Below are 25,957 nucleotides of genomic sequence, written 5' to 3' on the forward strand. Positions count from 1 at the left end.
AAAGTTTAATTTAAAACCCCTGAGAGCGTACCGCTCCTCTCACTAGAAACAGCTACAACCCCCCATTTTCTGCCATATTGAGAAAAGGGAATAAGCGGATAAATCAATTAATCCGATGTAATGATATGGCTCCTCTTATGAAGAACCATAGCTCTATTCCTACTCGAACGCACGAGGATAGCATAGCCTGACCAAATGGCGGCGGCAGAGCAAATCATCAGGCGTACCACTCTGCTTGCAGGCTAGTTCCAGCTCTTGCGTTGCTTGTGCTGCCTGAGACAACGCCACCAACGACCACCGCCTCATCCCTGCCAGAAACGCATCTTTACGGCGAAAGAAAACGGGCGGCTTCAACATACCCATCGCCTCCTGACGAGACTGCCCATTCTGCACCAGTAGGAAAGCTTGCTGAAACCGCTCCAACACGGACATTGTCACACGGGTAAAGGCTACAGAGGTGGCACCATCTCCCATAGCCCGCTCAAAAGCCCGATCCGCCTCCAGCCGATTTCCTGCCAAGGCAGCATAAATAGCATCATCCAACGAAGCTTGCCCGGAATCCCCTACACAAGCCTGCACATCCTCTACACTCAAGGTGCCACCAGGCTCGCCATACAGGCGTAATTTCTCGACTTCACTGCGGACCAATGCCCGGTCATTACCCAGATGCCCCAGCAACCAGGCCATACCGTCCCGATCCATACGGATTCTATCTTCTGCCAGAAGATCCACCACCGTACGGGAAAGAGAACGCCCCTCTTCCGGATAACAGCCAATGGAGGCCACATTTTTTGCTTTTTCTGCAAACTGCCGCAATTTGGACCGGGCACCAAGCCCCTGCCCCTCCAGAACAATCAACGTATCACTCTCATGCTCCAGAACGGCCTTTAGTGTGCCCAGAATGCCATCCTGTGCTCCTCGCAGCCAGACAACACGCCGCCCACCTGTCAAAGAAAGGGCAAGAGCCTCTTCCCCCAACCTGTCCTGTTCTTCCTCTTCTAGGCGGGCCAGCCGGAATGGGTCATCCAGATCATCCAAAACGGTCTGAACAGCCTCTTTCGCCCGCTCACGGATCAGCCCGCCGTCATCCCCATGAAGAAGAATCACACGCCAACTGCCAGCTTTCTCCAGTGTCTGTCTGACAGCCTGCGCCGTGATCTTCACAGACCGTTATCCTCTTCCTCCTCCAGATTCCGGCTGTCCTCACCGGTCCGTGTGGAGGCGTTGTTATTGCTACGGCCTGTTGCATTAGCCGGGAAACCATCAACACCAAGATAGCGCAGGTCTGTCCGCTGGGTTCCGGGCAAACGATCCAGATACGGGTCCCGCCCCGGACGGATGGATTTCTCCGCTCCTAACGACTGATGCGACCGGAACCACACAGCAACCTGCATAGTGATATCATGCGCCAGATTTTCGCCAATCCGCTTATAAAGCGTCTCGTTATTTAGCGTCTCGGCGAAATACTGCTCGATATTCATGTTGTAGCCATCCAACGTCCGAGCATAACCCTGCGCCAGCACAGTATTCGCATCCCCAACACGATAGAGACGCCAATCTGCCCAACCAACACCACGGGTATGACCGGATGTATTGTCCTGATGGATATCAACCGATTCAAGCGAAGCCGTAGCACTCACCTGCAAAATGTAACCCTCTGGGCGTTCCGGCCCATCGCCTGCCATTTCTTTCTGCAAGCCAAGGCGTAGCTCCTGACCGAAACGGGTCGGAATATTTGCTACGTAAACATCCTTCAGCTGATTACTGACGGCTTCATTCTTCTGTCCCGCCTGCTTGCCATAAAGAGGCTGGAAGCCACACGCTCCCAGACTGGCAAGCCCGGCCCCTGCCATCAAGACGCCGAGGCTCCAGCGGACCATCTTCCTCATCTGGGAGATATTGCTCATCCAGCCTCTCACACTCAGCCTGCCACCACGAAATTGACGATCCGGTTCGGCACGTGAATCTCCTTGACGATCCGCTTGCCCTCCAGTGCCTTCGCCACATTCGGCTCCACTCTGGCCTGCGCCAATACGGCATCCTTCGCTTCATCTGGTGCGCATGTGATGGTGCCACGCAGCTTGCCAAGAACCTGCACAGCAATGGTCACTTTCTTGACAGCCAACAGACTTTCATCCGCTTCCGGCCAGCTCCGTTCCACCACCATCGGGCCTTCCGGCTCCAGAAGTAGCATCAGCTCTTCTGCCAGATGCGGCATCATGGGGGAGATCAGCATGGCAAGCACATAAGCAGCCTCACGGCGGGCAGCAGGCAGACCGTCTCCGTCCTTACCCTCCGCGTCACCCAGTGCAGAAGACAGCTCGTGCAGGCGGGCTACAGCCACATTCGGCGTGAAACCTTCTAGCGCCTCCGTCACGGCAGCAATCGTCCGGTGCGTTACCTGGCGCAGCTCTTCCCCGGCGGCACCGTGAGCCGCATCGGCCTTATCCTTTGCCGCCACAGCCTGAACCTGCCGGTACAAACGCTGCATGAAACGCCCAGAAGCCGCCACGCCTGCCGCCGTCCATTCCATGTCACGCTCTGGCGGGCTGTCGGACAGCACGAACCAGCGGGCCGTATCAGCCCCATAACGCTCGATGATCTCTACCGGGGACACCGTGTTCCGCTTGGATTTGGACATCTTCTCCGAGCGTCCAACCGTAACGGGATTGCCATTATCCTTACGAACAACCGCATCACCACGATGCTCAACCTCTTCCGGATAGAGCCACTGGCTCCCATCACGGTAGCTCTCATGCGTGACCATACCCTGCGTGAAGAGGCCAGCAAATGGCTCGCTCACATCCAGATGGCCGGTCTTTTTCATCGCACGAGTAAAGAAGCGGGCATAAAGCAGGTGCAGGATGGCATGTTCAATACCACCGATATACTGATCCACAGCCAGCCAGCCATCAGCGGCTTTACGGTCGGTCGGTGTTGCTGCCTTGGGCGCTGTGAAACGAGCGAAGTACCATGAACTATCCACGAACGTATCGCAGGTATCCGTCTCGCGCCGTGCTGCTTCACCACATTTCGGGCAGGAAACATGCTTCCATGTCGGATGATGGTCCAGCGGATTGCCTGGCGTGTCAAAGCTGACATCCTCCGGCAGCGTCACCGGCAGCTGATCTTCCGGTACGGGAACAGCCCCACAGGAGTCGCAATAAATGATGGGGATCGGGCACCCCCAATAACGCTGACGGGAGATACCCCAGTCACGCAGACGCCAGTTGGTCACCCCCTGGCCAACACCAAGCGCCTCCACCCGCTCAATAGCGGCTCGGATGGCCTCTTTCGTACTCTTCCCGCTCAGAAAACCAGAATTATAGAGCGTTGCCTCACCCGTGACGGCCTTCTTGCCCACTGTGAAGCTGGCTTCTTCCTCCCCTGCAGGCAACAGGACGGAAGGAACATCCAAACCATATTTACGGGCGAAGTCCAGATCACGCTGATCCCCACAAGGGCAGCCGAACACAGCACCCGTGCCATATTCTGTCAGAACGAAATTGGCGATCCAGACCGGAGCCGTTTGCTCCGGGTTCAACGGATTCACCACACGCAGGCCTGTGTCGAAGCCGCGCTTCTCCATCGTGCTCAACGCTTCTTCGGACGTACCGACACGCTGGCATTCTTCAACGAAGCTCTGCGCTTGCGGGTTACTCGCTGCAATCTTGCGAGCTAACGGATGATCCGCTGCAATACCGATGAAGCTCAGACCGAATAGCGTGTCAGGCCGTGTTGTGAAGACCTCAATAGAATCCCCGTCCACATCATAACCCTGCGGTGGGTTATGCAGGCTGAAACGAACTTTCGCCCCTTCGGACCGGCCAATCCAGCGTTCCTGCATAGTGCGGACACGCTCCGGCCATTTATCCAGTTCCTTCAACCCCTCCAGAAGGGGCTCAGCAAAGTCGGTGATCTTCAAGAACCACTGGGAGAGTGTCTTCTTCTCCACCAGCGCACCAGACCGCCAACCTCGTCCATCCACGACCTGCTCATTAGCAAGCACAGTCTGGTCCACAGGGTCCCAGTTAACGGATGAATCACGCCGTTCCACCAGTCCAGCAGCCAACATATCGAGAAACAGCTTCTGCTGCTGGCCGTAATAGTCCGGCAGGCAGGTTGCGATCTCACGCTTCCAGTCCAGAGAGAAACCAAGCCGCTGGAGCGTACCACGCATAGTATCAATGTTCTGGAGGGTCCACTTACCCGGGTGCACGCCCCGTTCCCGTGCGGCATTTTCTGCAGGCAGGCCGAAGGCGTCCCAGCCCATCGGGTGCATCACGGCATAACCACGAGCACGCCTATAGCGGGCGACAACGTCACCCAGCGTGTAGTTGCGCACATGCCCTACATGCAACTGCCCCGACGGATAGGGGAACATTTCTAGAACATAATATTTCGGCTTATCGGCCGGGGGAACATCCGGTACGTGGAAAATGTCGGCTTCCGCCCACCGAGCCTGCCAGTGAGGCTCACGGGCATGAAAGTCGAAATTGGAAGACTCAGAAATGTTATTGGCTGTCATGTCACTCATTGGATTATCTTATTTCCCACCGCCATTCTCGGCCCGCAGCTGACGTGCCCGCTCCAGAATACGGGCTGTGATGTCCGCTGCTGTATTGGGGGCTGCGGGTGTATCTTCCCACTCTCCCCCATTAATGCGTGTCTGACGGAAGACGCTCAGCCGGATAGCATCCGAACGCAAGCGGCGGTCCAATACGTAGGCAGCAATCTTGAAGCGTTCATCCTGCGCACCCGGGGGCTGGTACCAGTCTGTCAGGATGACACCCCCCTGTGCATCGGCAGAGGCCATCGGCATGAAGGAAAGCGTATCAATCGCCCCACGCCAGAGATAAGCATTCACCCCACCACGGAGCTGATCATCACCACCCTGTGCGCCACGGTCCACGCCCAGAAGATGGTTACGAGGCAGTGTCAGCGACGACGGATCGCGCGGCTTTCCACCGCAGCCAGCCAGCCCGCCAACAGTCATCACCGCCAAGAGCGACAGTACCATAGGACGGCGTAGACCGTACCAGAGGACAGAAGAACGGGATACTGGGCGTGATGATGAAAGGAACATGGGCAAACCTGCAAAGGCCGTGCCAGGGCCGGTCTTGAACAAGGCTTCCAGCATGGCAGGGGTGGAAGCGTCGACTGTCAGAACAATCCCTTCTTATCGTGTTCCCCCTCATAGGCCAAGGGACATGGTACGGTGACAGGCTTGCGAAAGTGTAAAAAAAACGCTAGCTAGATGCTGCGTGTCCACGTAGCTCAGCAGGATAGAGCACAGGATTCCTAATCGCAATTGGGCACCGGGATGGCAAACCACCCGGTGAATTCGCTCAAAGTCGGGGAACGCTAACGCCGTTTTGGCCAAGCCAATCCCGAGCCAAGCCTACCCTATTAGTGGGCAGGAAGGTGTAGAGACTGTACGGGCGACACCGTGGCGGGCAGATGCCTGTGGTGAAGAGACAGTCCAGACCACGAACGGCCCTTCTACCAAAAAGGAGCCGGCGGTGAAAACCGAAGTGGTATGAATCCTGGGGTCGAGGGTTCGAATCCCCCCGTGGACACCACGCCAAACACCAATAGGATAGACTAGGATGACAGCCGGAGCAGACCCTCTCCTGCCCGCAAGGAAACCCGCATGACCCAACGAGATACTGAGGCCCTGCGGGCTTTTCAGGAATGGTTTCTTTCCATATCCGGCCCCGGCCTGACACACATTCCCCTCCACCAGCCGACCGCCCACAAAGACGGTATGATTGCCATCACTCTCTATCGGCGTAACGGCTATCAGGCGGAACTCTGCTACATTCCACAGGGTCGGAAGTATAGCTTTGCCTTTCCTGAGGAAAAGTCCGCCATCATGGCTTTCCTTGGTGGCTCGTTTGACTGTGATACATCTACAGTACCTAATTTTATTGAATCACATGGGCGTGATCTTGTACCAGATCGGCTCCTGGAACATCGAGGAACCGACCCCCATAAACCACGACTGGAACAGGCACACCCATCGCTGAAGCTGGCAGAGGAACTACGCACCATAGACCTTACAAACGGCAGTGCAGCCCGTGTTGTCTTCTTTTCCCCCCAAGGGAATGGTGTTGTTTTGGTCTGTAGTTTTTATGAAGACGACACCGACCCTAGCAGTGTGAACTATCTCCAAATGTTATCTGAGGGATATAGCGATTCCTCTGGAGATTCTTAAAACGTTCATTTATATTTGCTTAATCTTGCCTGCCACAGCATAGCCGAAGGATTCCCTGCGTCATGGCCAATTTCTACACTTACGACCCCAGTTACGATAACCTTTTCGCCATTGATAAAGACAGCGCTCCTAGCGGATGGCGTAAGGTTCTCAGAGGTAACACAGTCCACGATAATGATACGTCTGGCAATTATGTCAGTGGCACCGGCCCCTTAACAGGTAAGAACAGCCTTCTTTATTCATATAATGGCCTTTCACAGAACGGGATTGCCGTTGATGGTGGCTCCATAGCTATTATTGGGTCGAACGGCCTAATGACAGGTGCCACGGCACTTTATAATGCCTCTATTGAAGCTCTGGGTGGTGGCGTCATCTCCCGTGGGATTGTCGGCTCATCAGGGGCCATCTTTGCTGGCGGTGTGACCGGTGCCGGTGCTAACGGAAAGTACGTTAGTGCGGGTGGTACTGCGTTAGACCCCGTTGTCGGCTCCGGTGGGTATGCGCTTGCTGGCGGTGGTGCGGCCGACTTCGTCGTTAAAGGCTATACGGTGAATGGGTCCGGTGGTCTGATCAGCGGCGGGACGTTCAACCCGGGCAGCCTTTTCGGGATTGGTAACGGGGGAGTAGGTAGCGGCGGAACGCTCTTCGGTAGTCAGGCCGTTTTCTCCGGTGGGACCTCCAAAGATCAGCTATTTGCCCATAGCCGGGGTATCCAGCTGGTCCTCAGTAAGGGTTTGTCTTCCAACGCTACCATATTGGGTGGTACGCTTCTCAACTCTGGCGGAACCACCGCCGGTGCTACCATCAACAGTGGTGGGACAATTCAGGTCACCGGTGGAACGTACTTCAGCTGGCTTAACGCTAACTACGCCCTGCAATACGGTAGCTATGGTTTCGGCTCCTCTTATGACGATGTCGTTACATCCGGTGCGACTGAGATCGTCGGTCGTGATGGGACCGTAACGCGCTCCGTCCTCTCAAAAGGGGCGCAGGGAACGGTTCTTTATGGCGGGACAAGCGTGGCCCCCAACATCACCGGTGGTACAGAGACTGTTAGTTCCGGCGGGACGCTCCTCAATGGGGCTGTCAGAAATGGTGGTTCTGCCCTTGTTGCCTCGGGTGGCTACATTTCTGGCCTGAGTGCCAGCCAGGGCTATGCTGAAATTAAATCCGGTGGCGTTGGGTCTGATTTTGTCGCCAACAATGGCGGTACCATCCAGGTCGATAACGGCGGTAGCGCCAGTCACCTCGTTGTAAGTAACGGCGGTACCCTGACACTCCTCTCCGGCGGGACCATCAGAAACGGTGCTACCATCATCACCAATGCGACTGACCGCACCGTCTTCCCGGGCGGGGCATCGGTAGACTATATCGTGGCCAGTGGTGGTACATCGGTTATCACGTCCGGTGCTACAATTGGTGGCAACGCTGTCTATGCTGTTGGTAGTGGTACGGCTCTTGTTTCCGGCTCGGGTGCTGCCGTTGGTACTGCTATGGCCGGCTCTGGGTCGGACCCCAATAACGCTTCCGCCACCGGCGGTGCTGTTGTTATCGGCAACGGGGGTGTTGTCTCCTCCGCAACAGCCCAGGTGAATGGTGCCGTTGTCCTCGGCTCTGGAGGGGCGATCGCTAACGGGCTCTCCATCGTTGGCGGTACGGGCAGCCTCATGTCCGGTGGCTTGATCAACAACAGTATACCGCTACAGGTCTCTGCTGGCACTGCGACGGTTGCACAGGGGTCCTGGTATGGCGCCCCAACAACCACATCGGCTGTTGGTGGGTCCCTGTTTGTTGATTCCGGCTACAGCTTCAAGGAAATTGATGTTGGCAGCAATGGGACAGCCACCATTAATGGCGCCGATGTCTTCACCATAAACGTTGCCCCTAGTGCTGTTGACAACATTCGCGGCACAGGAACAATCCAGTACCTTTACGCCTCGAACGGGACGAATAACATCTCCAGTCAGGCTATCGTAGGTACCCTCAACGGAACGGGCGGAACGAACGACGTCTCCAGTGGGGCCTACGTCGTTAACCTCAATGCGACCGGCGGAACGAATACTATTTACGCCGCAGGCACCGTTGGGACTTTGACAGCCTCGGGTGCGACGAACACCATCTCCGGTAGGGGTGTCATCGGTGACCTCAACGCAACGGGCGGGACGAACAATCTTACCAGCGGGGCTATCCTCAACCTCAACGCTACGAATGCAACGAACCTTATTTCCGCTGGGGCGTTCCTCTACACCTTCAACGCAATCGGTGGCGTAAATAGCGTCAGTTCTGGTGCTCGCATTACCACCATGCTCAGTGCCAGCCAGGGCGCGTCTCTCGCCATTGCCAGCGGTGCTGTAGTACCGAATGTCACGCTTAATGGCGTCAATACGGACATCCCTCAGGGTGGTGCAGGCGTTAAGGTCCTTTCTGCTGTCAATGGGGCAACGAGCATCATCAACTCCGGTGCTCAGCTCAACAGCGTGTACCTCTCATCCGGTCAGGCCACTGTCGCCTCTGGTGCGTTCATTAGCCGCCTGACCATCATGAGCGGGGCTTCCGGTATTCTGAACTCCGGGGCATCTGTCCAGCACATCGACGTTGCTAAGGGCGGATGGGTCAGCGGGGCACGCATTGCCAATGGTGGCGAGCTGACTGTGTCCTCTGGCGGTACGGCTGTGCAGACCCTCGTCACGTACGATGCGGGTTCTGGCCAGCATGTTTCCAGCAGCCCCAACACCATGGTTCAGTCCGGCGGTACCCTGTCCGGCGCTACAATTATCGGTGCCACAAGTAGTGCTGGAACAAACAACCTGGGCGGCCTGCTGAACATTGATTCTGGTGCTGTACTCGTCAACACCTCCATGGGCTACAACGCCCGTATCCGTGTTGCTGGGCTGAAATACAGCAATTCCGGCAGTGTTAGCCTCAAACAGGGTATCCTGACGGTTTCCGAGAACGGCCAGACTTGGCAGATGAACCTGACAGGTAACTACGCTGACAACGGGTTCATCATCAATGATGACGGAAACGGCAATACCGTTATTGTCTATCAGAAGTGCTTCCTTGCTGGCAGCATGATCCGCACCCCCAAGGGGGAGAAAGCTGTGGAGCGGCTGCGTAAGGGCGAGCAGATCTGCGTTTTTAAAGACGGGAAAGAAGACGTTCGCGAGATTACGGCCGTCATCCAGCGTCGTGCCCGTGTTAACACGTCCCAGCCTGAGGATATGGCCGGTTGGTCCGTCATCGTGGCGAAGGATGCCTTTGGCGCAGGTCTGCCCAATAAGGACCTTTCTGTCACGCCGGAACATTGCTTCTACTTCGAAGGACGCTTCGTTCCTGCCCGTATGCTCGTCAACGGCACATCAATCCGCTACGATCACAGCCAGGTAGAGTATGACTACTACCATGTGCAGACGGCGCCTCATTCTGTCATCTGGGCCAATGATGTTTTGACAGAAAGCTGGTTGGATACAGACGAGGAAGAACTCTACAAGCCAGACGGTTCCTCGGAAGACATCCTGAGCTTGGCAGAGCGTCAGCGGCTTAACTGGGACGAACATGCTGCAGCACCGCTGGATGTTTCGCAGGCCTTCGTGAAACCACTTCACGAGACCTTCGCTGCACGGGCGGCTGAACTGGGCATCACAAAGGTCGAAACGGCTGCTGATACCTCCCATGATGGCATGACAGCGGACCCTGCCCCCTATATCCGGCTGGAAGATGGGCGGACTATTCGCCCGCAGCGGCATGAAGCAGGCCGTTATCTCTTCTCGCTGCCTGCTCATGCACGGCGTGTCATGCTTGGCTCTCGGACGTTCCGTCCTTCCGAAAATATCGGGCCACATATGGATGACCGCCGTGAGCTCGGTATGCTGGTTGGTCAGGTCTCTGTCTGGGCTGGAAGCCATGAACATGTCATTACCCGCCATCTGACAGAACGGCACCTGAAGGGCTGGGATGTTATCGAGGCCGGGCCGCACCGCTGGACGCAGGGAGAAGCAGAACTTCTTCTGCATGATGCTCCGTCCGCTAATGTTGGCCAGAACATGCTCAGCATCGAAGTACAGGCCGGCGGTCCTTACCGGCAGGCTTAAAACCTGCTACCCAAGGGAATAGAACTGTTCCCTTGGGGGCTGAAACGTCATAGGCTGTTTCATCACTTCCCAATGCAGGACTGATGGCAGCCCATGACGACAGCCCTTTTCCTGACAATTATAGAAGCCATCCTGCCCATATTGGTCACACTTGGGTTAGGCTATCTGGCTGCATGGCGTAGGGACTTCGACTCCCATCAGGCTGGTGTTCTCATCCGGCTTGTCATGCTCTATGCCCTACCCTTGGCTCTTCTAGCCTCTATCCTCAGCACACCACGGGAACGGGTTCTCTCAGCAGGGCCGTTAGCAGGCCTCATCCTCATGGCCATGCTCGGCGTCTATAGTGTTCTCTTCGCTATTTTGCGCTGGGGGCTAGGACGCAAACAAGGTGAAGCCGCTCTAATCACCATGACCGTAACGGGCCCGTCTGTTCCTTTTATTGGGATTCCTGTTCTTGGGCAGCTCTTTGGCCCGACCAGTGCCGTACCTATCTCTGTGGCATCTCTCGTCATGAATCTGTGTCAGATCCCTCTGACACTCATCCTGATGAACCATGACCAACAACGCCGGCAACGTCAGGATGATGAAGCACAATCCACATGGCAAACCACATTGCGGGAGCTAGGTGGCCACCTCCTCCACTCCTGCAAAGAGCCTGTTGTCTGGGTACCTATGCTGGCCTTTCTAATGGTGCTGGCTAATATCCACCTCCCGTTGCCACTCAAAAGCTCCCTCCAGCTTTTGGGTCATGCCACAGGGGGAACAGCGCTGTTCGCCTCTGGTGTGGTCCTCTGTGCCCGGCAGGTTCGGTTCAGCCTACCTGTGGGCCTCATGGTGCTGGGTAGGAACATTCTCATCCCGCTTGGCGTCTGTGCGCTCGCTTTCCTGTGGCATCTCCCCTCCCTCGCCATGCAACAAGGGGTCCTCGCCATGGCTATGCCCAGTGCTGCCATGAATGTCATTCTCGCCATGCGCTATCACATGATGGAGCGTGAAATCGCCTCGGTCCTTTTTTTCGGTACAATTAGCTCCATATTGACTCTGGCATTCTTCATCTGGCTGACAAACGCATGACACACTCTTCCTCCTTCCCTTCTTTCCTTTTTGTCTGCACTGGCAATATTTGCCGTTCGCCCCTGGCCGAACTCGCCATGCGACGGGAGGCTGAACAACGTGGCCTGACGGTTGATATTGATTCCGCCGGGACAGGAAACTGGCATGAAGGTGACCGACCAGACCCGCGCGCCCGTGCCACAGCACGGCGCCATGGTCTGGATGGTAATCCCTTACGGGCTCGCCAAGTCAGGACTATGGACTTTGATAGATTCGACCATATCATTGCCCTAGACAAATCCCACCTTGCTGCCCTGAAAAAGCTTCAACCCTCTGGCAGCAAGGCTCATGTCAGCCTTCTGTTGGACCATGTCCCCGGCCAGCAAGGACGGGATGTTATAGACCCCTATTATGGCTCTGAAGATGGTTTTGAAACCACATGGCGGGATGTCGAGGCAGGGTGTAAAGCCTTAGCCGCCCGTTATCTGGATACACCATCCTCCCGCTAAGCGATAGCCGGGCCCTGCCTAGTACCGGCCATCTCCTTACTTTCTGAAAGTATGCATCATGACTGCATCATCTTGGACAAAACAGCACCTGCTTCTGCTGGAACCTCTTCCAGAACCCACCTTGGCATCACTGGCAGAATATTTCATCATTCATCCTTTCACCAATATGGATGATCTAGCAAAGATTGCGCCGGATATTCGGGCCATCGCTACGGGAGGCTCCTACGGCGTAGCACCCGAGGTCATGGCTGCTCTGCCACATCTGGAGATTATTGCCGTCAACGGGGTTGGGCTGGACAAGATCGACCTTACAGGAGCCCAGAAACGACATATCCGGGTTACCGTTACCACAGACATTTCCACCAACGATGTCGCCGACATGGCCATGCTCCTCCTGCTGGCCCTGAAGCGTAATCTCAAAACTAATGAACAGTTCCTGCTTGATGGCAACTGGGCGGCCGGGAAACTGCCCCCTCTGGCCCATTCTCTCAATGGCCGGAAGCTGGGCATTGCTGGTTTTGGCCGCATCGGTCAGGCCGTTGCACGGCGGGCGCAAGCCAGCAATATGGAGGTTGCTTATTTTAACCCCCATCCTCGTGAAGGTAGCACCCTGACATTCGAACCCAGCCTCAAAGCGTTGGCGGCTTGGGCGGATATCCTCGTCATCACGCTTCCTGCCACCGCAGCGACAAAAAATATCGTCAATGCTGACATATTGGCAGCACTCGGCAAAAATGGTGTGCTGATCAACACAGCCCGAGGCAGTGTTATTGATGAAGAGGCCCTGCTGACAGCCCTAAAGAGCAAAAGCATCGCCGGGGCCGGGCTTGATGTCTTCCAGAACGAACCGACAATCAATCCGGCTTTCCTGACGCTGGATAATGTCGTTCTCCAACCGCATCAGGCTTCCGCCACAATCGAGACACGGCTAGCTATGGGGCAGAATATCATCGACAATCTGCTAGCCTATTTCAGTGGAAAGCCTCTACTCACACCGGCCTGCTGATTGGCCCTCCAAATGCATGACAGCCCGGAGTACCGCATCAAAAGGTACTCCGGGCTGTCTATCGCCTAGTCTGCCAAAGCAGAGATGATCAGAACCATTCCTTACGGTTCTTAACATACGTCAAATAAAAAGCCTCATCGGATTTTGTCATGTAAATAATGCCTTCAATAAAGGCAATAGCAGCGATGATGAGGCTCGGGAGACCCAAAAGGATAATCCCGAACACCGTCACCAACAGCATGATAATACCGGCACGGTTGTAACCCAGATAAAATTTGTGAACACCCAACCCGCCACAAAAAAGGGCCAACAGCCCAGCGATCATTTTGGATTTACCACCAATCTCCTCAAAGACGTTCCCCAATCCCCCTTGCCGGGTTTCTGGAACTACAAAGATAGACTGAGCCTCACCATCCTGCACTTCAAAATCAACTGCAGTGCCGTTACGCAGCAAGGCAACTTCAGACCCGAAGCTGCTCCCCTTGAAAGAATAACGTTTACCGTCACCCCCGCTGATAATACCCTCGCCCTGCTTCACATCGTAATTCAGAATGGTCCCACGCATCTCGTCTCTCCATCTCCATTAAGAAACCAGAGAGTAAAGGAGAACTGGCCAGACACAAAGCAACATTTCTGTCAGACATCATCGGACAGACATAAATTGCATTAATCTGTAACGTATACGCTCTATTCGGCAAACTGTTCCGCAATAATCCGTTCGGACAGGCTATGGTCAGGGTCGAATAGAAGCGTTACTTTCTTTTCATTATCCAACCGGACAACCACTTCATCCACATCACGAATCTCCTCCGGCCCTGCAACAGCCGAAGCGGGACGCTTCTCTGTGTCAGATAGGGTAAAACGGACTGTCACCCCTGCAGGTAAGAGGGCACCCCGCCAATGCCGAGGATGAAAGGGAGAAATGGGTGTCAGAGACAATAGCTCCGCCCCCAAAGGAATAATTGGCCCATGAGCTGAACGATTATACGCTGTCGAACCTGCGGGGGTCGACAAAATGATGCCATCACATGTCAGGCGGGGCATCCGCATCCGGCCATCAATCTCAATGCCAATATGGACCGTCTGACGGGTTTCCCGATACAGGAACACGTCATTAAAGCCTATACCCTCATGAATCTCCCCAGAGTTGGTCCGTGCCCACATATGCAACGGGGCGATTTCCGTATGCTGAGCATAGGCCAGACGCTGCGGAAGATGATCTTCTTCCGGGCAGTTCATAAGGAACCCGATCGTCCCGTAATTCATACCGAAAACGGGAACATCACTACCGCAGATATGCAGCAATGTCTCCAGCATGAAGCCATCCCCGCCTAGGCACACCAGCACCTCGGCCTGCTCCAGCGGAACATTACCGTACCGCCCGGTAAAGCGCTTCAACGCCTCCTGTGCAGCCTCAGTGGGAGCAGCAACGAAAGCTATATTCATACGCCGCCTCAGGGAGCCTCACTTCCCTGGTGCTGGATTACATCATAAGCCGCTGAACCGGGATACGCCCCCTTGCGAACATCCAGCACCGAAGGACAAACCAGCCTATCTTTATCATAGAGGGCCAGCACCCAGATTTTCCGCCCATCCAGACTGAGCAGCCCATGCACTTTCACGTCATTGGACAGACGAACGAAAGGCAATAGGGACTCCGGCATGACGACATCCCGCCCATCAGAGAGCAGAACGCCATCACCCGTGATCCGACTGACCGTGCCGGTAAAGACCGGCACCGGCTTTACGTCATACTGGCAGTCCGCCGCATGGGAGGCCACAGGGAACAGGCCAGCCAGCCCGGCTATCAGTACGGAAAGAGCAGAAAATCGGGTGATCATCATAAACCTCAATGTCTGAAGTGGCGCATCCCCGTAAAGACCATAGCAATACCCGCAGCATCCGCAGCGTCAATCACTTCCTGATCCCGGATGGACCCACCGGGCTGAATAACAGCCGTTGCCCCTGCAGCGACCACGCTCTCCAACCCATCGGCAAAGGGGAAGAAGGCATCAGAGGCAGCAACGGACCCCTTGGTCAAAGCCTCAGACTCCCCAGCTGCATGAGCAGCATCTTCGCTCTTGCGGGCGGCAATCCGCGCACTATCCACACGAGACATCTGCCCGGCACCGATGCCCACCGTAGCCTGATTCTTCACATAGATCACGGCGTTCGATTTCACATGTTTGGCAACACGGAAGGAGAACAGAAGGTCTGCCATTTCCTGCACTGTCGGCTTACGCTTCGTCACAACCTTCAGCATATCTTCCGTGACATGCCCGTTATCCCGGCTCTGGGCAAGGAACCCGCCAGAAACGGAGCGGAAAGACAGGCCCGGTGCCCGAGCATCCGGTACGCCGCCCGTCAACAGCAGACGCAGATTCTTCTTTTTGGCCAGAATAGCCTTTGCCCCTTCATCAGCATCAGGAGCCACGATCACCTCGGTGAAGATCGCACTGATCTGCTCAGCCGTGGCCTCATCCAGCTTACGGTTCAGAGCCACAATACCACCAAAGGCAGAAACCGGGTCACAGCGCAGAGCAGCCTTCCATGCCTCCACCAGCGTAGCCGCAGAAGCCACACCGCACGGATTGGCATGCTTGACGATCACCACGGTCGGCTCATCAAACTCAGCCACAGCCTCAAAGGCAGCATCCGTATCATTAAGGTTGTTATAGCTCAGGGCCTTACCCTGAATCTGCTTTGCCGTCGCCAAGCCGGGCCGTGTGCTGCCATCCCGATAGAAAGCCGCTGCCTGATGGGGGTTCTCACCATAACGCAGCAGCTCGTCACGCTGGCCGGACAGTGTCAGAACGGGCGGCAGAGCAACCTTGCCTTCTTCCCCATCCTTCTGGGTAAACCAAGCGGAGATCATCCCATCATAAGCTGCCGTATGCGTGTAGGCAGCAGCAGCCCATTCCCGGCGTTCTGCCAATGTCGTGCCCCCCTGCGCCAGAGCCGCAAGGAAACCCGCATACTGGGCAGGGCTTGTCAGAATAGCAACAGACGCAAAATTCTTAGCAGCCGCCCGCACCATGGCCGGACCACCAATATCAATATTCTCGACACACTGTTCAGCATCCGCACCGGAAGCCACAGTAGCCGCAAAGGGGTAGAGATTGACGCAGACCAGATCGATCGGCGCAATGCCATGTTCCTGCATCTGCGCCTTATGCTCTGCCTTGTCCCGCCGGCCAAGGATACCACCATGAATCCAGGGCACCAATGTCTTGACCCGACCATCCAGAATCTCGGGGAAGCCTGTATGCTCGGAGACTTCCTTTACCGGCAGGCCGGCTTCACGCAGCGTACGGGCAGAGCCACCTGTGGAAAGGATTTCAACATTCTGGGCCACAAGGGCACGAGCCAGATCAACCAGCCCTGTCTTGTCGGAAACGGACAGAAGGGCACGACGGGGAGAAAAGCGTGTATCAGTCATGTTTGTGGCATATCCCCGGCCTTCCCGCTGTGCAAGACAGATTCATGTAAACAGACCGCAAAAAGCCACTTTCTCACCATCTATGCCTTATCGGGCCGCTTTCTCTTCCTTTTCAGCCTTAGCATCAGCCGCCATGCGCTGTTCGGTGGCGGCCAGCACAGGCTGCCACCCTCCGCCCAAGGCACGATACAGACTAACAGCAGCCAGGGTTGTTTCCATCCGCAGATCCGCCAACGTTACCTGACTAGAAAGCAGCATGGATTCCGCCCTATCCACCTCCAGAAAGGGTACAGCTCCATCCGCATATTGCAGGCGGGCGGCGTTATAGGCCTTACGATTCTGCTGCACTAACTCCGTGACATGCTGATAACGGAGCTGAATCTGGGCTAGCCGCGTGATGGCATCATCCACATCCCGCCATGCATTCAGGACTGTCTGACGATACGCCAGAGCAGCTTCCTGCTGCTCTGCTTTCTTCAAGGCCAATGTACCCCGCAGGCGTCCACCTTCAAAGATCGGTACATTCACAGTCGGGCCGAGGGTGAAATATTTGGCCGCAGGCATGAAGAAATCGCCCGCCGAGAGGCTCTGCGTCCCTAGATTGCCCGCTAAGTTGATATCTGGATAAAATGCCGCCTTTGCAGCACCAACTTCAGCCGTGGCCGCATGGAGACGGGCATCCGCCACCATAATATCCGGCCTCCGCTGCGCCAGACTAGAAGGCACATCCACCCCCACCGAAACAGGTACGTCTAGCTGGGGCCGCACTGGCATCAGCTCTTCCTCCAGCGCACGAGGTGGGAGGTCTAGCATGACACTCATCGTATTAATCAGGGCAGCCTGCATGTCTCGCAAGGGAGGCAGGGCACTGTCTGTCTGCTCTACCTGACCACGAGCCTGTGCAACCTCTAGATCGTTCGCTGCGCCTTCCTTCTGACGGGCCAGAACGAGGGCCAGATCATGCCGCACAAGGGCCTGATGCCGCTCTGTCAGGCCTATCTGCGCCTGAACCGCCCGCAGGCGTAGATAGGCCTCCACGAAATCAGCAAGACGGGCCAGCGCAATACCCTGAGCATAAGCCTGCTGCTCCTCCACATGGGCCTTTCCGGCCTCCACAAGGCGGCGAATACGGCCAAAAACGTCCAGATCCCACGAGACAGAACCAATATTGGCATATTGCTCATATTGCAGATTAGAACCCGGTGCGGGCTCAGCAAGTGTCAGAAAACCTTTCCGGCTCTGCTGTGTCCATGTGTAAGACCCGGCCCAGTTCAGGCTTGGCACACCCTCTGCAGCCACAACCTTCAGCTGCCCACGGGCCTGAAGAACACGGGTGGCCGCCTGTCGGATATCCAGATTCTCGCGTGAGAGCCGTTCAATCAACCGGTTCAGAACCGGGTCATGCCATTGCTGCCACCAGCTAACATCCACCGTAGCGGGGCTTGTAAAACCACGGCTCCGCTTCTCCCGTGCATCTGCCGCCTTCTGCCACGCCGCAGGCTGATCAGCCTCCTTCGGAGTGTGATAGTCCGGCCCCATCCGCACACAGCCACCAAGAGCTAGCAGAACTAGCCCCACCGTTCCCTTCCAATACCGGACCGACAGACCCTTCATACTCATTTATCCGTCACCGCCCGGTCTGTCCGTGTCTGCGCCCTAACCACAGAACTCAGCCCCGTCTCCACGGTCGTCTCAACAGAGAAACCCATCCGCAGCAGACGGGCTAGGGGCTGCCCCGGCACCAGCGTGATCTTGACGGGTAAGCGTTGAACAATCTTAGTAAAATTGCCCGTAGCATTCTCCGGTGCCAAAGGCGCAAAGGCCGCACCAGAGGCCGGTGGCACGCTATCTACAACACCATCAAGGTCGATATCATAGGCATCCACATGGATACGGGCCTTCTGGCCGGGGCGCATGTTCTGGAGGGCAAGCTCCCGGTAATTCGCCTCAATCCAGAGCTGATCCATCGGCACGAGGACCATTAAAGCCGCCCCATCGGGCACATAATTGCCACTTTGGACGGTACGTTCCCCGACCATGCCATCAAAAGGGGCACGGATGGCCGTATAAGACAGGTTCAACTCGGCCTGGTGCACCCGTGCCCGATCAACATCCACCTGACGGCGGCTTGAATCCTGCCGAGCTTCCAACACACGAAGCTGTGCCTCGGCAGCATCTCTTTGAGCTTCCGCCGCCTGAAGAGAGGCTGTCAAATCATCCAGACTGGCACGGGTCCGCTCGCCCTCCTCCCGGCTTCCTGCACCATTGAGAGCCAAATGGGCATAGCGATTAGCATTCTGTTTGGCAAAAAGAAGCTGAGCGGAAAGCTGAGCCACCCGAGCCTTTGCTTCAGCAATAATAGCAGGCTGACGGGCCACGCTGGCGGCGGCATCCATCACGAGAGCACGATCATGCGCTTCTACCGCCCGGGCTTGATCCAAAGTCGTCTGATAATCACGCGGGTCAAGCTGCACCAGAACATCCCCAGCATGGACGGTTTGGTTATCATCCACAGCAACAGACATGACCTGACCGGGCACACGTGGCGCAATGACGCTGTAATGTGCTGTCACATAGGCATCGTTCGTCCAGACCCGTGCGGCGGGAATAAAAACGATGGCCAACACACTAACAACGAAAGCAAAAATAATTCCCCCGGCCAGCAGGAAGGGCCAGCGTCGCCGCCTTTCTCTGGCCAGTGCATCTCCATCAGCCGGAACATCCTTTGTGACACTAGCCTGCGGACGAGCATCCCCGGCCCTTTTGTCTGCTTTCTGTGTCATCCCTGTTTCTCCCGCTTTGTTATAGCCTGCATCCTGCGCCTGCTTTTCCCTCATGTCCTGATGGTCTCCTTATAATGAGCCACCGGGTGATCAGGAGATTTCGTTGCTCCACGAGGCGCAAAAACAACCCACGGCGGGTAGGTCCGCACCGGGACGAGCAGAATGAAGACCATCAGCACTGCTAGCAGAGCCGCCAAAACGCAGAACAAGTCCGACAGGGTCAACACGGCTGCCTGATGGTGAAACTGCTCTTTGAGGTAACTCATGCTGCCCCGAAAGCGAGGGCGTCCATCCGGCAAAAGCGGGGTTGGACTCTGGATAAGCGGACTACTGCCCTGCACCAAGGCATAACGATACTGCCCCAGATGATCCGCCAACCTATCTGAATGAAGGCCACCCCGCCACCGGCCCACCAGCTCCATCAACCATGTGCCACCAACCATCATGAAGGCCCGAGGCATATTCACCAGAGCCACAGCAAAAGGGGATTCTTCTGCCACCACGGCATTAGTGGACATCAGCAGCAGGGAGGATAGCACCATCACCCCGCCAATACCCTGAAGAAACTGCCAGATGTAAAATTCCGGTCGCTGCCACACGGAGGTAACCAGTGAATCCCCACAACAGGCGATGAACATGCACAGCATGCCGAAAAACCCGACAATCCGGCAATCCACATCCCGCCGGTTGAGCAGATAGCCCACCAGCGGGGCTATGGCGATCTCCACAGCGGCAACTTCCAGCGTGACGAGATAGCTTTGCTCGGGCCGGTATCCCACAACCTTTGTAAGGAACTGCAACGGCACAGCGGACGCCGAGAGGGACACCACCACGAACAGGCTGATCCCCCCAACCCCGTAAATATAATTATTCCGGCTGAGAAGCTGAAACCGGAAAAACGGCAAAGGATGCGTCCATTCATTCCAGATCAACAGTGGGACAGCTGCCAGCCCGATAGCCCCCAATACGCAGACCAACGGGGAATTAAACCAATCCAGCCAGTCCCCAAGGGAAAGAACGGTCGTCAAACACCAAGCTGCTACAGCGAAGAACAGCAGGCCATACCCATTAAAAATCTGAAGCCGGTGATGCTGTGGCTCCATGATGGGCATACCATACCAGATGAGCAACCCTGCCAAGGCCCCCAGCGGAATGGCCTGAAGGAAGATAAACTGCCAGCTGAGCAGGTCTGTCCACAATCCAGCAAGCATTGTCCCAAGATAAGGGAAACATGTGGAAACCAGCGTATAGGCCACTAGCCCATAAGCCCGCAGATTAAAGGGTAATATCTTAAGGATAGAGAACATCAGCAGTGGGATGGCAAAACCACCGGCCAACCCCTGCATACTCCGCAGAATGTAAAGCAAAAGCGGCGTCTGACAGAACGCCATAGGTACAATACTGCATACAGCCAATGTCAGCACAAAGAAGGCCCAGCGTCGCAAGCTAAAGGTTATGGCCATCCACGGGGAAAGCCCAGCTCCGATAACCTGTGCCGATGTATAGAGACTGACAAACCAGCGAGATGGGTCGTGACTGAGCCCCATACCGCCCATGATGTCATTAAGGCCCTGCGCCGATACCTGTTCGTTCAGTGTCGTCATGATAGCTGTCAGCAGAACGCCTGACAGGCCGATAATTGACGTCATATGGGCACGAACAGTTTGCAACAGTGTCTCCTGACTGAATGGTCAGGACTGTATCAGGGAACTGAAACGGGTTTAACCACAAGATCACATTTTCATGATTATTCGACCAGTCTGTTACATAGATGCAACAAGCCCATTCTTTCACCCATATTGCCCCAGATAACCGCTTAAAAAAAATAGCGGGGCATACAGCCACACTGCATGCCCCGCCATCTTCGAGATGGGAAGGTAAAACCTTCCCATCACATCAAACGCCCGTCTTAGCGCAGGCCCAGAGCCTTCGTACGCTTGGCAACTTCCTCAGGGGAAGCATCGCCAGCCGTCAGCCAGGAACCGCCGACACAGCCAACAGTCGGCAGAGCCAGCCAGTCCTTGTAGGTGGCTTCGGTGATGCCACCTGTCGGACAGAAGCGCACGCCAAGGTTACCGAACACGGCAGACAGCCCCTTAAGAGCCGGGATGCCGCCATTCGTCATGGCCGGGAAGAACTTGAAGCGACGCAGCCCCAGGTCCAGACCCATCATGATATCGCTAGCATTGGCTGTACCGGGCAGGAAAGGAACGTCACGCTCCAGCGCACCCTTAGCCAGAGCCGGCGTAATGCCGGGGCTAACGATGAACTTTGCGCCGGCCTTCATGGCCTTGTCCATCTGTTCGGTGTTCAGCACCGTACCGGCACCGACCAGCGCACCCTCCACTTTGGACATCTCAGAGATGACATCCAGAGCAGCCGGTGTACGCAGTGTCACTTCCAGAGTGGAGATACCACCAGCGACCAGAGCCTCGGCGATCGGACGGGCCTTAGCCACATCCTCAACAACCAGAACAGGCATAATCGGGCTGCGGTCCATCACCGCATCCAGTCTCTCGATGTAGCTCATACCTCGGTTCCTTTCTCAACATCATCACCGATTTCTTCAAGTTCACGATCCATCATGAACAACATCGGTGAAGCACCCTCCTCAGCGGACGGAGCCGCCTCACGCATGAGGGCGAAAAGTTCACGCCCCGTACCGGCTGTTGCACGGTGCGGCTTGGTCGGCGTGCGGGCTGCCCATTCTTTTTCATCCACCAGAGCTTCCAGCTTACCGGTGCGGGCACAGACACGGATGACATCGCCATCACGCACCTTGGCAAGCGGACCGCCCACCTGTGCTTCCGGCCCCACATGCACCACCGCCGGGACCTTACCGCTGGCACCGGAGAGACGGCCATCTGTCACCAGTGCGATCTTGAAGCCCTGATCCAGCTCAACACCGAGGGACGGGATCAGATTGTGCAGCTCTGGCATCCCATTGCCACGAGGGCCCTGGCCGATAACGATAACCACAACGTCACGATGCAGCTCGCCAGCCTTCTGGGCCTCCTTCACAGCGGTCTGGGACTGGAAGACACGAGCCGGTGCTTCGATAGTCAACAGATTATCTGCCACAGCGCTGGATTTGTACACGCCACGGCCCAGATTGCCCTGAAGCAGCTGGATACCACCGACCGGATGGAACGGCTCTTTTGCACCACGCAGGATTTCCAGATCGCTGGACGGCTTGGCAGGGGTATAAACGACGTTCTTGTCGTTACCCATCAGGGCACGCTTAGCGTAGTCATCCAGACCGTTCTCAGAGATGGTCGGTGCATCACGATGCAGCAGACCAGCGCTGGACAGCTCGGAGATGACTGTCGGCAGGCCACCAACTTCGTTGAACTTGTTCACATCGGACGGACCGCTCGGATAGACCTTGCAGAGTGTCGGCACAACAGCGGACAGCTCGGCAAAGTCTTCCCAGTTCACGATGATACCGGCGGCACGGGCCACAGCCGGAATGTGAATGGTGTGGTTTGTGGACCCACCTGTTGCCATCAGACCAACGATCGCATTGACGATGGCCTTCTCATTGACAACCTCAGCCATCGGGCGAGGATTTTTACCCTTATTGCTGATCTCGACCAGACGATGCACACTAGCACGTGTCATAGCCTGACGCAGCGGGGTATCAACCGGGATGAAGGAAGAATCCGGCATCATCAGCCCAAGGAATTCTGCCATCATCTGGTTAGTATTAGCTGTACCGTAGAAGGTACAGGTCCCTTCGCTGTGATAAGAGGCCATTTCGGCCTTCATCAGCTCATCTTTGCCAATCTTGCCCTGCACATAGAGCTGACGGACACGGACCTTCTCCTTATTCGGCAGGCCGGATGTCATCGGGCCAGACGGGATCAACATACCCGGCAGGTGACCAAAGCGCAGCGCACCCATCAGCAGGCCCGGTACGATCTTATCGCAGATACCAAGCAGGGCGACACCGTCATACATGGCATGGCTAAGGCCAACAGCCGTGGACTGGGCGATCACATCACGAGAGAACAGGGAAAGATCCATCCCTTCCTGCCCCTGCGTGACACCATCACACATGGCCGGAGCCCCACCAGCGACCTGAGCCGTGGCACCAACCTCGCGTGCAAAGACCTTCATCTGCTCTGGATAACGGCCATAAGGCTCGTGTGCAGAGAGCATATCGTTATAGGTCGTAATAATCCCCAGATTGGGACGCTGCTCAAACACCAGCTCCTGCTTATCGGCAGCGCTGGAGGCAGCAACGGCGTGAGCCAGATTGCCACAGGTCAGCCGGGACCTATCTGCACCTTTTTCACGATTACGCTCCATAAGAGTGAGGTAACGACGGCGGGACGTCTTGGACCGCTCAATAATTCTGGACGTTACACTCTCAACAACGGAATTCAGAGACATTGAAGCACTCGCTGTTCGGCTGGACACCCCACAGACAGACGGATAATTCCCCCTGAGAGACACGGCATCATATTATCATCCGCTCGCTTTCCATTTCTAACAGGGAAAGCATGCACTGCCTTTTGTAAGGAAAGACGCCTCCACGGGCAAGCGGGCCACCTATGCACATCTTAGCCATCACCATCTCACCCATGGCAGGGGGCCACCATAAAAAACCTTAATTTTTGAGAGTTTCCCAAGAAAAAACCCAGCTGAAGCCTCATGCTGCCATGCATGAAACTCCAGTCTGGGCTTTGTGAAACGAACCCCTCAACATGGCTGAACGGAACTCAGCTGGGCGAGTCACGCCCCTGCTCCTCCTCCTGGAAGCTCGGCCACTGCCCATCCGCCAGAGAAACAAGAGAAGGTGTAGCAACATGGAGGCGGCGGCCATACACCCAGTCATTCGTCAGGACATTGCGGACATATTGCCGTGTTTCCGCACTCGGCAGACACTCAATAAACATCAGAGGGTCCTGAAGGTCCTTCTGCCCGCTTTCCCACCGGATGATTGCCTGCGGCCCCGCATTGTAGGACGCCAGAACCTTCAACAATGAAGCTCCATCGCTCTGCTCACTCTGGGCAAGGCTGCGGGCCAGATAGAGCATGTAAAGCTGGCCAACCTCCAGATTATAACCCGGCTCTCTCAAACGCTGCTGCATGGCCTGATTAAAATCATCGCTGGAGGCTGCTGCCACTGTCTGCGGTAGATGGTACTGCTCACTCACGAAGCTGGCCGTCGTCGGTCGTACCTGCATCATTCCATAAGCCCCAGCGGCGGATGATGCAGCAGCATCAAAATTAGATTCCATCCGAGCCACCGCATAAACCAGAGCCGAAGAGAGGCGGAAGCCATGATGTGGATGGAGGTCCGGCAATGGCCCCAGAACATCCTTAAAGCCTTTATGATCCAGCTTGGCTAACGCCTGCTGCATCTGGTCGGCCAAGGCACGCATCCCCGCCTTCCTGACAACAAGCTGGAGAGAATGTGCCCGGACAGGGTCCATCAGCGCATCCTGCCACATCTGCCGGGCCAGCATTTCGGCCCGCCCCTGCTCCCCGATCTGAATCAGTGCGAAAAGGTGCGCCCCCTCGCCCATGGCGGCAACAACGTTAATATCAACTTCACTCAGGGTCGCTTGCTTGACCCCTGCCCGCCCAATTGTGGAAAGAACGCCAGATACAGCAGTCGCAGCCTGCGACTTATCCGAATGGAGCAGACGCCCCGCCAGCAGGCCGTAAAAACTCTCGCTCTGCACGGAGGCCCGACGCAACCATGTCTGGTATAAGGCCTCGTTACCGTGCCGCTCTGCTACACGCCCGGCCCAGAAAGACGCTGCTGCCTGTATGTCACCATCCGTTTGCTCGGCATTCGCAGCAGTCTCAAACAGGCTATAGGCGGCATCAAGCTGCCCCTCCCGCCAGGCCGCCAGACCAGCCGCATAGGCAGGAAGACCAACCCGATGCTCCCCTTTCTCCAATCCGGCAGACCCGACACGCAGTGCCGTCCGTGTATCCCCCTGACTGAGAGCCTGCATAGCAATCTCACCATGCAGCTGCGCCGCATAAGCGGAGGACATACCCGGAACAGTGCGTAGCTGAACAAGTGCGTTATGGACACCCTTCTCGCCTGAGGATGCTTTGTCCATCAGATCACGTTCCAGCAATCCGTTGCGTGTCAGCGTCTGAGAAAAAGGTACAACCCGGTCGGAGTGCTGGATATCAGCAACATCCCAGTACCCGGAGGAGAAAGTCATATTGGGGGCAGATACCCCTTTGCGAAGCTCTTCCAGCTTCTGCCTCAGCAACGGCGCATCAGGAAGAGCGGGATAACGGTGAAGCCAATCTGTAAGCTGAGCCTCGGACGGGTGAAAATATATACTCAGATAACATTCTGCCAGATAATCCGGCAAAAGGAGCTGCCCTGCCGGGCTATTCGTTTCCGAACCGTGGGCAAGCTCCCCAATCCGAGCGATATCCCCGGCACGGACTGCTGCAAAGAGCGCCTTATAGTGTCTGGCTACAGGAGCCGACAACGGATGTGGCAGGGAACCCCCCGCTACGGAAGAAGGTGGTGCATCGTGGCCCTCACCGTCTGGATGCTCCGGCACATGGGACGGAAAAGGAAGAGCCTGCCCCTGCGCCGGAAAAACAGTGTTTCCCGCCAGAATGGCAGCACCGAGAACGGCACCACGCCACACTGCGGGAGACCCACATGGCAATATCCATCGCATAATGCTGGGGGGAGTAACCCGGTTTTACGTTTCTGACAACCCTTGATGTTCAGGCAAATAATTCCAGCGTGCCTTTTACAGTAACCGCTCCCTAGTGAAGAATCCAGAATATTCTTTTGATTTTACACGCTGTTAGCCTTTTTTTTACACTCAACCACCAACGGGATTAAAAAACCGTCAATTTTATCTCC

At 56.0% G+C, this 25,957-nt stretch carries 20 protein-coding genes; 6 read left to right on the plus strand and 14 right to left on the minus strand.

Features of this window, described 5'->3' with window-relative positions:
- Positions 1–159: 159 nt before the first annotated feature.
- From holA to CPA57_RS05860, 4 genes are read right to left on the minus strand one after another with little or no spacing between them, the layout of a single operon-like run.
- Entirely contained in the window at positions 160–1,164 is a 1,005-nt protein-coding gene (gene holA, locus CPA57_RS05845; protein ID WP_182081918.1) for a DNA polymerase III subunit delta, read from the minus strand.
- Positions 1,161–1,907 carry a hypothetical protein gene (locus CPA57_RS05850; RefSeq protein WP_229709289.1) on the minus strand — a complete coding sequence of 249 codons (747 nt, stop codon included), beginning with the start codon at positions 1,905–1,907 and terminating at the stop codon, positions 1,161–1,163. Before CPA57_RS05850 ends, holA begins: the two co-directional genes overlap by 4 nt.
- A gap of 14 nt (positions 1,908–1,921) precedes the next feature.
- The gene (gene leuS, locus CPA57_RS05855) at positions 1,922–4,537 is read right to left on the minus strand and encodes a leucine--tRNA ligase (RefSeq protein WP_407647565.1); all 2,616 of its coding nucleotides are present in this window, start codon (positions 4,535–4,537) and stop codon (positions 1,922–1,924) included.
- 9 nt (positions 4,538–4,546) lie between these two features.
- On the minus strand, positions 4,547–5,086 hold the full coding sequence (locus tag CPA57_RS05860) for a DUF3576 domain-containing protein (RefSeq protein ID WP_407647566.1): 540 nt from the start codon (positions 5,084–5,086) through the stop codon (positions 4,547–4,549).
- Between the two features lie 289 nt (positions 5,087–5,375).
- Here CPA57_RS05860 and CPA57_RS05865 point away from each other — a divergent pair, with 289 nt between their 5' ends.
- The 6 genes from CPA57_RS05865 (at position 5,376) to CPA57_RS05890 (ending at position 12,876) form a co-directional block, all read left to right on the plus strand.
- Entirely contained in the window at positions 5,376–5,543 is a 168-nt protein-coding gene (locus CPA57_RS05865; RefSeq protein WP_182081919.1) for a hypothetical protein, read from the plus strand.
- Between the two features lie 110 nt (positions 5,544–5,653).
- Positions 5,654–6,217: a hypothetical protein gene (locus CPA57_RS05870; protein ID WP_182081920.1), complete on the plus strand. Its 564-nt coding sequence runs from the start codon at positions 5,654–5,656 to the stop codon at positions 6,215–6,217.
- A gap of 62 nt (positions 6,218–6,279) precedes the next feature.
- Positions 6,280–10,308, plus strand: coding sequence for a Hint domain-containing protein (locus CPA57_RS05875; RefSeq protein WP_182081921.1), 4,029 nt, complete (start codon positions 6,280–6,282; stop codon positions 10,306–10,308).
- Between the two features lie 93 nt (positions 10,309–10,401).
- A complete protein-coding gene (locus CPA57_RS05880) occupies positions 10,402–11,382 on the plus strand; it encodes an AEC family transporter (protein ID WP_182081922.1) in 981 nt (326 codons plus the stop codon).
- Positions 11,379–11,870, plus strand: a complete 492-nt coding sequence (locus CPA57_RS05885; RefSeq protein ID WP_182081923.1) for a low molecular weight protein-tyrosine-phosphatase — start codon at positions 11,379–11,381, stop codon at positions 11,868–11,870. Before CPA57_RS05880 ends, CPA57_RS05885 begins: the two co-directional genes overlap by 4 nt.
- 58 nt (positions 11,871–11,928) lie before the next feature.
- Entirely contained in the window at positions 11,929–12,876 is a 948-nt protein-coding gene (locus CPA57_RS05890) for a 2-hydroxyacid dehydrogenase (RefSeq protein ID WP_182081924.1), read from the plus strand.
- 88 nt (positions 12,877–12,964) lie between these two features.
- Here CPA57_RS05890 and CPA57_RS05895 read toward each other — a convergent pair whose 3' ends face one another.
- From CPA57_RS05895 to CPA57_RS05940, 10 genes are all read right to left on the minus strand, one after another.
- Positions 12,965–13,441 carry a TM2 domain-containing protein gene (locus CPA57_RS05895; protein ID WP_182081925.1) on the minus strand — a complete coding sequence of 159 codons (477 nt, stop codon included), beginning with the start codon at positions 13,439–13,441 and terminating at the stop codon, positions 12,965–12,967.
- A gap of 122 nt (positions 13,442–13,563) precedes the next feature.
- Positions 13,564–14,322 (minus strand): NAD kinase, encoded by a 759-nt coding sequence (locus tag CPA57_RS05900; RefSeq protein ID WP_182081926.1) that lies wholly within the window; start codon positions 14,320–14,322, stop codon positions 13,564–13,566.
- An 8-nt stretch (positions 14,323–14,330) separates the two neighbouring features.
- Complete coding sequence (locus CPA57_RS05905; protein WP_182081927.1) at positions 14,331–14,720, minus strand: hypothetical protein; 390 nt, start codon at positions 14,718–14,720, stop codon at positions 14,331–14,333.
- Positions 14,721–14,725: 5 nt separating this feature from the next.
- A complete protein-coding gene (gene purH / locus CPA57_RS05910) occupies positions 14,726–16,315 on the minus strand; it encodes a bifunctional phosphoribosylaminoimidazolecarboxamide formyltransferase/IMP cyclohydrolase (RefSeq protein ID WP_182081928.1) in 1,590 nt (529 codons plus the stop codon).
- A gap of 87 nt (positions 16,316–16,402) precedes the next feature.
- Complete coding sequence (locus tag CPA57_RS05915; protein WP_229709290.1) at positions 16,403–17,935, minus strand: efflux transporter outer membrane subunit; 1,533 nt, start codon at positions 17,933–17,935, stop codon at positions 16,403–16,405.
- Complete coding sequence (locus tag CPA57_RS05920) at positions 17,932–19,152, minus strand: HlyD family secretion protein (RefSeq protein WP_229709291.1); 1,221 nt, start codon at positions 19,150–19,152, stop codon at positions 17,932–17,934. The genes CPA57_RS05915 and CPA57_RS05920 overlap by 4 nt, the downstream gene beginning before the upstream one ends.
- Positions 19,149–20,768: an MFS transporter gene (locus tag CPA57_RS05925; protein WP_229709292.1), complete on the minus strand. Its 1,620-nt coding sequence runs from the start codon at positions 20,766–20,768 to the stop codon at positions 19,149–19,151. The genes CPA57_RS05920 and CPA57_RS05925 overlap by 4 nt, the downstream gene beginning before the upstream one ends.
- Positions 20,769–21,007: 239 nt before the next feature.
- Positions 21,008–21,628, minus strand: a complete 621-nt coding sequence (eda, locus tag CPA57_RS05930; protein ID WP_077396200.1) for a bifunctional 4-hydroxy-2-oxoglutarate aldolase/2-dehydro-3-deoxy-phosphogluconate aldolase — start codon at positions 21,626–21,628, stop codon at positions 21,008–21,010.
- Entirely contained in the window at positions 21,625–23,493 is a 1,869-nt protein-coding gene (edd, locus tag CPA57_RS05935; protein ID WP_182081929.1) for a phosphogluconate dehydratase, read from the minus strand. The genes eda and edd overlap by 4 nt, the downstream gene beginning before the upstream one ends.
- Before the next feature lie 329 nt (positions 23,494–23,822).
- Positions 23,823–25,766 carry a transglycosylase SLT domain-containing protein gene (locus CPA57_RS05940; RefSeq protein WP_182081930.1) on the minus strand — a complete coding sequence of 648 codons (1,944 nt, stop codon included), beginning with the start codon at positions 25,764–25,766 and terminating at the stop codon, positions 23,823–23,825.
- Between the last annotated feature and the right edge of the window lie 191 nt (positions 25,767–25,957).

Origin of the sequence: Bombella favorum (assembly GCF_014048475.1) — a bacterium.
GTDB lineage: Bacteria > Pseudomonadota > Alphaproteobacteria > Acetobacterales > Acetobacteraceae > Bombella > Bombella favorum.